This window comes from Arthrobacter sp. P2b (assembly GCF_900168295.1).
Lineage (GTDB): Bacteria > Actinomycetota > Actinomycetes > Actinomycetales > Micrococcaceae > Arthrobacter.
Map to the genome: position 1 here is coordinate 23,781 of NZ_FVZL01000026.1, position 9,470 is coordinate 33,250.

The 9,470-nt window shown below is 65.3% G+C and carries 9 protein-coding genes; 5 read left to right on the forward strand and 4 right to left on the reverse strand.

Annotation, left to right across the window (positions count from 1 at the left end; translation table 11 throughout):
- The 3 genes from B5520_RS21395 to B5520_RS21405 all read right to left on the reverse strand — a co-directional run bounded on the left by B5520_RS21395 (position 1) and on the right by B5520_RS21405 (position 2,651).
- The gene (locus B5520_RS21395; protein ID WP_079599083.1) at positions 1-300 is read right to left on the reverse strand and encodes an acylphosphatase; all 300 of its coding nucleotides are present in this window, start codon (positions 298-300) and stop codon (positions 1-3) included.
- 107 nt (positions 301-407) lie between these two features.
- Positions 408-1,328 carry a pullulanase X25 domain-containing protein gene (locus B5520_RS21400; protein WP_079599084.1) on the reverse strand — a complete coding sequence of 307 codons (921 nt, stop codon included), beginning with the start codon at positions 1,326-1,328 and terminating at the stop codon, positions 408-410.
- Between the two features lie 261 nt (positions 1,329-1,589).
- A complete protein-coding gene (locus tag B5520_RS21405) occupies positions 1,590-2,651 on the reverse strand; it encodes an adenosine deaminase (protein ID WP_176156949.1) in 1,062 nt (353 codons plus the stop codon).
- Positions 2,652-2,699: 48 nt separating this feature from the next.
- Here B5520_RS21405 and B5520_RS21410 point away from each other — a divergent pair, with 48 nt between their 5' ends.
- Both B5520_RS21410 and B5520_RS21415 read left to right on the forward strand, forming a co-directional pair.
- A complete protein-coding gene (locus B5520_RS21410) occupies positions 2,700-5,324 on the forward strand; it encodes an excinuclease ABC subunit UvrA (RefSeq protein ID WP_079599085.1) in 2,625 nt (874 codons plus the stop codon).
- 169 nt (positions 5,325-5,493) lie between these two features.
- Complete coding sequence (locus B5520_RS21415) at positions 5,494-6,150, forward strand: LysM peptidoglycan-binding domain-containing protein (protein ID WP_079599086.1); 657 nt, start codon at positions 5,494-5,496, stop codon at positions 6,148-6,150.
- 178 nt (positions 6,151-6,328) lie between these two features.
- Here B5520_RS21415 and B5520_RS21420 read toward each other — a convergent pair whose 3' ends face one another.
- Positions 6,329-6,853, reverse strand: coding sequence for a hypothetical protein (locus tag B5520_RS21420; protein ID WP_176156950.1), 525 nt, complete (start codon positions 6,851-6,853; stop codon positions 6,329-6,331).
- A gap of 220 nt (positions 6,854-7,073) precedes the next feature.
- Here B5520_RS21420 and B5520_RS21425 point away from each other — a divergent pair, with 220 nt between their 5' ends.
- The 3 genes from B5520_RS21425 (at position 7,074) to B5520_RS21435 (ending at position 9,331) form a co-directional block, all read left to right on the forward strand.
- Positions 7,074-7,985 carry an MSMEG_6728 family protein gene (locus tag B5520_RS21425; protein WP_079599088.1) on the forward strand — a complete coding sequence of 304 codons (912 nt, stop codon included), beginning with the start codon at positions 7,074-7,076 and terminating at the stop codon, positions 7,983-7,985.
- Positions 7,986-7,989: 4 nt separating this feature from the next.
- Positions 7,990-8,850, forward strand: coding sequence for an SDR family oxidoreductase (locus tag B5520_RS21430; protein ID WP_079599089.1), 861 nt, complete (start codon positions 7,990-7,992; stop codon positions 8,848-8,850).
- A gap of 85 nt (positions 8,851-8,935) precedes the next feature.
- Entirely contained in the window at positions 8,936-9,331 is a 396-nt protein-coding gene (locus B5520_RS21435; protein WP_079599090.1) for a DUF1622 domain-containing protein, read from the forward strand.
- The last annotated feature ends 139 nt before the right edge of the window (positions 9,332-9,470 follow it).

Sequence of the window (9,470 nt, forward strand, 5' to 3'; positions counted from 1 at the left end):
TCAGCGGGCGTTAAATCCGCGGAAGCGTCCCTCCGCTGCGGACAGCTCGTTGTCCACCCGCTCCACCCTCCCCGGGGTTCGGCCGGAGTTCAACCAGTCCAGGAGGTCCCGGACCTGCGGCTCGGGCCCTTCGGCAACCACGGCCACCGAACCGTCGTCGAGGTTTTTCACTTCACCGGTCAGGCCCAGTTCCTCGGCTTTGCCCATGGTCCAGAAGCGGAAGCCGACTCCCTGCACCACGCCGAACACGCGCGCGTCCAGCCGGACCGAATCCGATGCCGACCCGTCGTGCCCCGCCATGGTGCCCTCCTCGATGAACAGCCGTCCAACCCAACCAAGTAGCAGTAACTGTCGTTATGAGGCATCAGAACGACAGTTGACGCTACCTGGTTGGGCGGGGACAGGCGTTAGTTGATGGTGATGTCGCGGGTGGCGTGGTTGTAGCGGATGGTGACCGTGCCGCCGTTGTGGTGCAGCTCGTGGTTGGGGCCATCGAACGCGCCGTAGGCACCGTAGTTCTCGTCCCAGGAGCGGTTCAGCGCAATCTTGAAAGTGTAGAAGCCGGCGGGCAGTTCGGCGCTCTTCTTCCAAAGCTGGTCCAGGAAGTCGAACTCCATCTGGGCTTCGTCGTACTGCGGGGCCCAGTTCTCCGGCGCACCCAGGATGGTGTTGAAGTCGCCGGCCACAGCCACGGCTTCGGGCTGCGGGTGGGTCTCGACGTCCGGGCCCTCGAACGGCTCGGCGGCGGCATCGGCGGCCGTATCCTTGGCGGGAGCCTTGGTCTTGCGGACGGCCTTGACCACCGGCTCGACGGCGTCCTCGAGTACCTTGGCTGCCTTGCCCACGGCGGCGGCTGCCTTCTTGGCGGGAGTCTTGCGGGCCGTCTTCTTGACGGTTTCTTCCTTGGCCGGAACCTCCAGCGTGGCCGCGGCAGCGGAGACCGGCCGGACGAACCCTGCGGGAGCGGTGGGGACCGGGGTGTCGGCAGGAACGGGAGTGCCGGCGTCGAGCGCGGTGGCGAAGGACACCGGGTCGGGGTAGGCAACGGTGGCGCGCATGCCGTCCTCGGTGATGGTCCAGCCGGAGCGGCCCTTCACCAGCCAGCCGGCCTTGACCAGCTTGGCGGTTGCCGAGGTGAGCGTCTTGTGTCCGCGGGGAATGCCGCCGCTGAGCAGTTCCGCCTCGTGCTCGTTGAACGGCACGCGGGCCGTCGCTTCCGCGAGGACCTGGCCCGCGTTCAGTGCATCGCCTGACCACACGCCTTCGGTCAGGACATCCAGAACGGTCTTGAGTCGAAGGAAGGTGTTTTCTGCGGTGGACTTGGCCATGATTCCCCTTTTATGAAAGCGATCGGTCTTAGGCATCTTGCCAACTGCCGATTAAATCGCGCGACTTTAATTGGTTAACTCTGCGTGTCGTGACCGACTATGAAGCGGATATCACCACAAGTGAGGCGGAGGTCTCGGGTAAGGGCTGACTGCACAACCCTCTCAGCGCTGGTACGGGTGCCGCCCTGCACTCCCCAGACACGCCTGCGGCACCCAGTTTAGCGGCACAATGGCGCACTTGTTGCCTCGGACACAGGACGGTCAGGGCGTGACGTCCTGGCCGTTCAGTTCCGCCAGCAGCTCGGCCTTCCGTTCTTCCGACGCAAAGGACGAGTGGATGGAGTTCGCGGCCAGGCGCGCCTTGTCGAATTCTGACAGCTCGAACACCGCCGAGAGCTGGGCAAAGTTGTCGTTCACGTAACCTCCGAAGTAGGCGGGGTCGTCGGAGTTGACGGACACGTTGAGCCCGGCGGCGAGCATGGCCGGCAGCGGGTGGTCCGCCAAAGTATCGACGGCGCGGAGCCTCACGTTGGACAGCGGGCACACGGTGAGCGGGATCCGCGCATCCACCAGGCGCTCCACCAGTTCCGGATCCTCCATGCAGCGGATGCCGTGGTCGATGCGCTCCACACCGAGGACGTCCAGCGCCTCGGTGATGTACGACGCCGGGCCCTCCTCGCCTGCATGGGCCGTCAGCCGCAGGCCTGCTTCGCGAGCCTTTGCATAAAGCCGTTCAAATTTCGCCGGCGGGTTCCCGACCTCCGCCGAATCAAGTCCGATGGCCCCGATGGGCGCATCCATGGCCAGCAGGCCGTCCAGGACCTCCAGGGCCGAGTCCTCCGGAAGGTCACGCAGGAAGGCCGCGATCAGCATGGTGGACATGCCAAAATCCTCCTGCGACGTGGCCAGCACCGATGCCACCCCGTTGACGCAGGTTTCCAGTGAAATTCCGCGTGAAAGGTGCGCCTGCGGGTCCATCATGATTTCTGCGTGGCGCACCCCGGCAGCAGCTGCCCGTTCCAGATAGGAGTGCGTCATCGCCGCGAAGTCCTCTTCTGTCTGCAGCACCGCCATATTGGCGTAGTACAGGTCCAGGAAGGACTGCAGGTCGGTGAACTCGTACCTTTCCCGGAGTTCGTCCAGTCCGGAATACGGCAGCTCGATGCCGTTGCGCTCCGCCAGGGCGAAGATCAGGTCCGGCTGCAGGGTCCCTTCGATGTGCAGGTGCAGTTCGGCCACGGGAAGGACGCGGGCCGGGACGGCAGGCTCGGTTTCATCCGCTTCAATGTCAGGCACGGCGCTGCCGGCCGCAAAGTTTTCCATCGGGTCAGGATAATGCCCTGCGGCGGATTCGCCACTAGAGTCGAGCGAATGCAGAACGCCACGCACGCTGATGACCTGCAGTACCCGGCTCCCACCTCCGCGGACGACGGCTTTGTCCGGGTCCGCGGCGCCCGCGAAAACAACCTTCGCAACGTGGACGTGGACGTCCCGCGCGATGCGATCGTCGCGTTCACGGGAGTCTCCGGGTCCGGCAAGTCATCGTTGGCTTTCGGCACCATCTATGCCGAGGCGCAACGCCGCTACTTCGAGTCCGTGGCCCCGTATGCCCGGCGCCTGATCCAGCAGGGCCACAATCCCAAGGTGGAGCTGATCACGGGGCTGCCTCCCGCCGTCGCACTTCAACAGCGCCGCGGCGCCCCCAGCAGCAGGTCCACCGTCGGCACCGTCACCACGCTCTCAAACTCCCTGCGCATGCTCTTCTCCCGCGCCGGGACCTACCCGTCCGGCAGCACCCAGCTGGACTCGGACGCCTTCTCTCCCAACACCGCAGCCGGTGCATGCCGGGAATGCCACGGCCTGGGCGTCGCGCACACCGTTACGGAATCGTCGCTGGTTCCGGACCCGTCGCTGAGCATCCGTGACGGCGCCATCGCGGCCTGGCCCGGTGCGTGGCAGGGGAAAAACCTGCGGGACATCCTCACCCACCTGGGCTACGACGTCGACGTCCCGTGGCGCAAGCTTCCCAAGAAGCAACGGGACTGGATCCTCTTCACCGAGGAACAGCCCGTAGTGGAGGTGACTCCGCAGCGAGACAGGGTGGCCAAACCGTACAAGGGGCGGTTCTGGAGCGCCCGCAGCTACGTCCTGCATACCCTGGCGGATTCCCAGAGCGCGTCCATGCGGGAACGCGTCCTGGCGTACATGGAGTCAGGCCCGTGCCCGCTCTGTTCAGGCACGGGACTGACGCCGGAGGCGCTTGCCGTCACGTTCGCGGGCAGGACCATTGCGGAGCTCAACCGACTCCCGATGGCGGAGCTTGCGGACATCGTGCGGCCCACCGCTGAACTGAACGACGCCGGCACGGCCTCCCGCACGCAGCTTTCCGGGGAGTCCAACGAGGTAGCCGTAGCCATCACCCGGGACCTCCTGCAGCGCCTCACGGTCCTCGTGGACCTCGGTCTCGGATACCTCGCGCTGGGCCGTGCCACGCCCACCCTCTCACCGGGAGAGATGCAGCGGCTCCGGATTGCGACGCAGCTTCGGTCCGGTCTGTTCGGGGTGATCTACGTATTGGACGAGCCGTCCGCAGGGCTCCATCCCGCCGACGCGGAACCCCTGTTGGACGTGTTGGAGCAGCTGAAAAAGTCCGGCAACTCCGTCTTCGTGGTGGAGCACAACATGGACGTGGTCCGGCGGGCCGACTGGCTGGTGGATGTGGGGCCGCGGGCCGGAGAAGGTGGCGGCGAAGTGCTCTACAGCGGACCCGTGGATGGGCTCGCCGGCATCGAGGCGTCCGTCACCAGGCCGTTCCTGTTCGAGGACGGCCGATTCGTCACGGCGAGCAGCGGAAGGGCCACCGGAAGTGCCGACGGCGGTTCCGGCCGTGTTTCCCGCAGTAGTTCGGAAATCGTTCGGGAGCCCGCAGGGTGGCTGGAGTTGAAGGACGTCCGCCGGCACAACCTGCGGGGGCTGGACGCACGTTTTCCCCTGGGGGTCCTCACGGCGGTCACCGGTGTTTCAGGGTCCGGGAAGTCCACTCTTGTTGGACGGGCGCTTGCCGGGCTGGTGGGCTCCGGCCTCAAAACCCCGCTGGAACAGGATGCAGCAGCGGAGCCCGCCGCCACGGGTAGCGTTACGGGGGGTGAACGCATCGACCGCCTGGTCACTGTGGACCAGAAGCCGATTGGGCGTACCCCGCGCTCCAACCTGGCAACGTACACCGGGCTTTTTGACGCTGTCCGCAAGGAATTTGCCGCGACCGGCCAGGCCAGGGAACGTGGCTTCGGCGCCGGCAGGTTCTCCTTCAACGTGGCAGGCGGGCGCTGCGAAACCTGCCAGGGCGAAGGGTTTGTCGCCGTCGAACTGCTCTTCCTGCCTGGCAGCTACGGCCCGTGCCCGGAGTGCGGCGGATCCCGCTACAACCCTGAGACGCTGGAGGTGCAGTACCGCGGCAGGAACGTGGCCGACGTGCTGGCCATGACCGTGGACGTCGCTGCGGAGTACCTGGCCGACGTACCGGCTGCGGCGCGGAGCCTGAAAAGCCTCCAGGACGTGGGACTTGGGTACCTGCGGCTAGGGCAGCCTGCCACCGAACTCTCAGGTGGTGAAGCCCAGCGCATCAAACTCGCCACCGAACTGCAGCGGGCGCAGCGCGGGCACACCCTGTACCTGCTGGATGAGCCCACCACCGGCCTGCATCCCGCCGATGTACAGCTGCTGATGGCACAGCTGCACGGCCTGGTGGACGCGGGCAACTCCGTGGTGGTTGTTGAGCACGACATGTCAGTGGTGGCAGGGGCCGATTGGGTCATCGATTTGGGCCCCTCCGGCGGCGACAAGGGTGGGCTCATCGTGGCAACCGGGACCCCCGAAAGTGTGGCGCGTTCGGGCGGCAGCCGGACCGCCCCCTACCTCGCGGCTGCCCTCAATCAGGGTTCCACCAGCGAATACTCAGGAAAATCTCGATTTGATAACGCCGCCGTGATGTCCTAGCGTGAAATGCATGCCCGCCAAAGCGGGCGCATGAATGCCCGGTGCTGCCTCCACCAGAACTGCCCAGCGGCAGCCACCGAAGTTGACCTCTATTTGTCAGGGGCGGGCAGTGGCGCGACGATCTCCGGGGACGGAACCAGCGCCGGTGGCCTTCAGGAGCATCACCATAATGAAAAACAGAACCTTCCGTACTGCCGCACGCCGTGGAGCTACCGTGGCCGTGATCTCAGCAGCAGGCCTCGCACTTTCCGGCACCGCCGCAAACGCGACCACCAGCACCTCCACGTGGGACGCCCTGGCACAGTGTGAAAGCGGCGGTAACTGGGCAACCAACACCGGAAACGGCTACTCCGGCGGCCTGCAGTTCAGCGCCAGCACCTGGTCCGCATACGGCGGCACCGGTTCACCCGCGGACGCGAGCCGCGAGCAGCAGATTGCCGTCGCCGAGCAGGTCCAGGCTTCGCAGGGCTGGGGAGCATGGCCCTCCTGCTCTGCCCAGCTGGGCCTGAGCGGCGGCGCCACCGGGACTGCGCCCGTTCAGCAGGCCCCCGTCCAGCAGATTCCGGTCCAGCAGGCACCGGTCCAGCAGGTCCAGGGCGCGCCGGTCCAGGCAGCTCCTGTTACCCAGGCACCCGCCGCCAAGCATGCCAAAGCAGTTGCCCTGAGCGGGGAAACCTACACTCTGGAGGCAGGCGACACCCTGAGCATTGTTGCCGAAAAGCTGGGCATCCAAGGCGGCTGGCAGCAACTTGCTGATGCCAACCTGGACACCATCTCCGATCCCAACCTCGTCTTCGAGGGCCAGGTCATCCAGCTTCCGTTATAAAAACTGTGCCGCAGCTGCCCGCCAGCTGCAAAAGCCCTCACGGGCCCTATGAACAGGTCGGCGATAGACAAATTCCGTTGACCAAAAAACGACGCCGGCACGCCCCCACAAGGGGAGTGCCGGCGTCGTTCTTTAATCCAGCCTGCCGTACGTCAACGCACGGCGGGCAAGCCAGCTGTTAGCTGGCGGGAATCTCACGGACGATCCGCACCTTCCAGGCGTGTTCGTCGCTGGTGTCCAGCAGTGCGACGGTGCCATGGGCCAGGTTCAAGGCAACGCGCTTGGCGGCAAGCAGCTCGAGGTAGAGGTGCTCGTTCATCCTGGCGGGGGTGTCGATCATGTACTTCACGGCGTCGCGCACCTTGCGGTAGTTGGCGCTGCGTTCGCGGTGCATGTGCAGTTCAAGGGCGGACTGCTGGCGGAGCCGGGGTTCGTGGCGGTTCAACAGGGTGACGGCGGTGTGCACGCCAACCACGAGTGCAAGCGAAACCACGTAGATCCACCATCCGCTGGACAGCAGGAACAGCGGCAGGTTGCCGATGGCCACGAGTGCGATCACCACACGGAGGGCAGCGATGCGGCGCACAGTCTTGGCGACGGCGGCCACGCCATCACGGAAGCGGTGCTGCTCCTTGCGCGCGGCGGCAGGATCAATGGTGAATTCGTCAAGGACCAGGATGCCCTTTGCTTCCGGACTCAGCATCTGCCCGTAACGGGGCACGCTGGGGGAGGTGATTCCGGTGGTTACTTCGGGTGTTAATGTCATGAGAGGGCTTCCAGAACGCGGGGTGGGTTGCGGACACCTTAGTGGTTTTAACTCCTTTGTGTATGCATAGGTCCACTATCTGGACATCCGGAGCGCCTGGCCTGTGGTCCCCGGCACTGCAATTGGAACATCCGCCGGGTGCCGTCAGACTGAATGGATGCAAACCTTCCTCCCGTACCCTGAATTCCGGCAGAGCGCCGAAGCATTGGACACCGCCCGGCTTGGCAAGCAACGGGTCGAGGCACTCCAGACGCTCCGCGCCCTGGTCATTCCCGGATACGGCTGGCAGACCCACCCGGCAATCCGCATGTGGATGGGCTATGTGCCGGCGCTGACCATGTATGGGCTGGCCATGGTTGACGAATGGACCAAGCGCGGCCACCCGGACAACACCCGGGCCAACATCATGGAGTTCGCCCCGCAGGCGGCACACCCGGATTACGCGGCGAAGATTCCCATGCCGCCGTGGCTCGGCGACCCGGACTTCCACCTCAGCCACCGCTCCAAGCTGGTGCGCAAGGAGCCCAAGTTCTACCGCTCCCTTTTTGCTGATGCGAACCCGGACATGGACTACGTCTGGCCGGAGCCGAAGCACGAGTTCCTGCCGCAGGAGCCAGAGGGTGACATCCTGTGGATCCTGCGCGATCCCCATGACGACGTCGATCCACAGACGTTGACCACAGTGGCCCTTCCGCCCGTGAGCGGCAGCATCGCTGCCGCGGCGGGCATGGGCGACGACTACTCCCCCGTGTATATCGACGACGGGTCCCGCCGCCCCTCGCGCCAGCCCCGGAAGGCGCCGCCCAAGCAGCAGGTGAAGAAGCCCACCCGCAAGCGCCTGGCGCAGGAGGAGGCCTTCTCCACTCTTCCGGGAAAGACGCGCGTAGCGGTCCCGTTCGAGCATGGAGCAAAGTTTGCCGTAGGCCAGGTGGTGGGCCGTCCCATCACCCTGGAGGACGGCAGGTTCGGCCGCAACTTCACCGTTACGGAGATCATCGACCGGTCCGCTTTTGCCTACCCGGCTCTTCTGCAGGATCCCCGCGTGTTCTTCCCGGTGGAAGCCCCGTAGCCGCATGACCATCCTCCTGGCAGGCTGCGGCGACCTCGGAACCGAAGCAGGTCTGCGGTTCGCCGCCTTGGGCCATCACGTGGTGGGCTGGCGCCGCTCACCCGCCAAGCTGCCGCCCGCCATCAAAGGTGTGGCGGCTGACTTGAGCACTCCGAAGCTGCCGCCTGTCCCGGCGGACACCTCCGCCGTCGTTATTGCCGTGGCAGCGGACTCGCCGTCCGAGGACGACTACCGTGGGGCGTACCTTGGCGGGGTAACGCACGTCCTGGACGCTTTGGAGCGCGACGGCGCCAAGCCCCAGCGGGTGCTTTTTGTCTCCTCGACGGCCGTGTACGGGGACGCCGGCGGTGGCTGGGTGGATGAAAGCACTGCACCTGCGCCGGCAGGATTTTCAGGCCGTGTCCTGGTAGAGGCGGAGGAGCTTCTGCGGTCCCGGCTGGCGGGAACGGGCACCACGGCCGTATCGCTCCGGCTGGGCGGCATCTATGGTCCCGGCCGGACCCGCCTGATCGACCAGGTGCGCAGCGGTTCAGCCGTCGTTCCGGAGGACGTGCGCTACACCAACCGCATCCACCGTGACGACGCCGCGGCCGCTATCGTCCACCTGGCCACCATGGCCGCTGAACCCTCGCCGGTTTACGTGGGCGTGGACAACGATCCGGCTGACCTTGGCACGGTATTGCGCTTCCTGGCCGCTGAAGTGGGGCTCAACGAGCCGCCGGTTGGCGATGCCGGACCCGCGCGCGGCGGCAACAAGCGCTGCCGAAACGACCTCCTGCGGAGCACCGGTCTCAGCCTCACCTTCCCGTCGTTCAGGGAAGGCTACCGGGACATCATTGCGGGAAACGGCGTCCGCCACCCGTAGCCAACATCGCCGGGGCTGTTCCACCGTTTAGGCTGACTGCTCAGTGGTTCGGTCAGGGTTTAGCGAAATGTGAGGCAAGAAAACCATGGATTTTCGGCACATCATCGAGACGGTCGGGGAGTTTGTTGATTTCGCCGGAGTCGCTGTCATGGTGATCGGTGCCCTGGTGTCCATTCCGCTTGCTTTCCGGGGATATCAGCCGCGGAAGGTGCGTACCGGTGGGGAGAAGCTGACCTTATACCGGCTGTACCGGCAGCTGTTGGGCAGGTCCATCCTGTTGGGGCTTGAACTGCTGGTGGCCGCCGACATCATCCGAACCGTCGCTGTCACGCCCACCTTCGAAAGCGTTGGAGTTCTGGCGATTATTGTGCTGATCCGGACATTCCTCAGCTTCTCGCTTGAGCTTGAAATCACCGGAAAGTGGCCTTGGCAGAAGGAGTCCGGCGACTCCCGCGATTCTGCCGAAGCGACGGCGGGATAACCGGGGTAAGCAGCGTCTTTTCCGCTTCCAATTTTCCCCTCCTCCCGGTTTTCCACATAGCGGCTTTGGGCCGGATGTTTTGTCAGTGGTCACTGGCAGAGTTGTCCCATGGAGGCCATTGGGGAGCAGTTTGCGGAGT

Bases quoted from the DNA above. Each gene is read 5' to 3' on its own strand.
- B5520_RS21395 (WP_079599083.1), bottom strand. From the start codon at position 300: ATGGCGGGGCACGACGGGTCGGCATCGGATTCGGTCCGGCTGGACGCG.
- B5520_RS21400 (WP_079599084.1), bottom strand. From the start codon at position 1,328: ATGGCCAAGTCCACCGCAGAAAACACCTTCCTTCGACTCAAGACCGTT.
- B5520_RS21405 (WP_176156949.1), bottom strand. From the start codon at position 2,651: ATGGAAAACTTTGCGGCCGGCAGCGCCGTGCCTGACATTGAAGCGGAT.
- B5520_RS21410 (WP_079599085.1), top strand. From the start codon at position 2,700: ATGCAGAACGCCACGCACGCTGATGACCTGCAGTACCCGGCTCCCACC.
- B5520_RS21415 (WP_079599086.1), top strand. From the start codon at position 5,494: ATGAAAAACAGAACCTTCCGTACTGCCGCACGCCGTGGAGCTACCGTG.
- B5520_RS21420 (WP_176156950.1), bottom strand. From the start codon at position 6,853: ATGCTGAGTCCGGAAGCAAAGGGCATCCTGGTCCTTGACGAATTCACC.
- B5520_RS21425 (WP_079599088.1), top strand. From the start codon at position 7,074: ATGCAAACCTTCCTCCCGTACCCTGAATTCCGGCAGAGCGCCGAAGCA.
- B5520_RS21430 (WP_079599089.1), top strand. From the start codon at position 7,990: ATGACCATCCTCCTGGCAGGCTGCGGCGACCTCGGAACCGAAGCAGGT.
- B5520_RS21435 (WP_079599090.1), top strand. From the start codon at position 8,936: ATGGATTTTCGGCACATCATCGAGACGGTCGGGGAGTTTGTTGATTTC.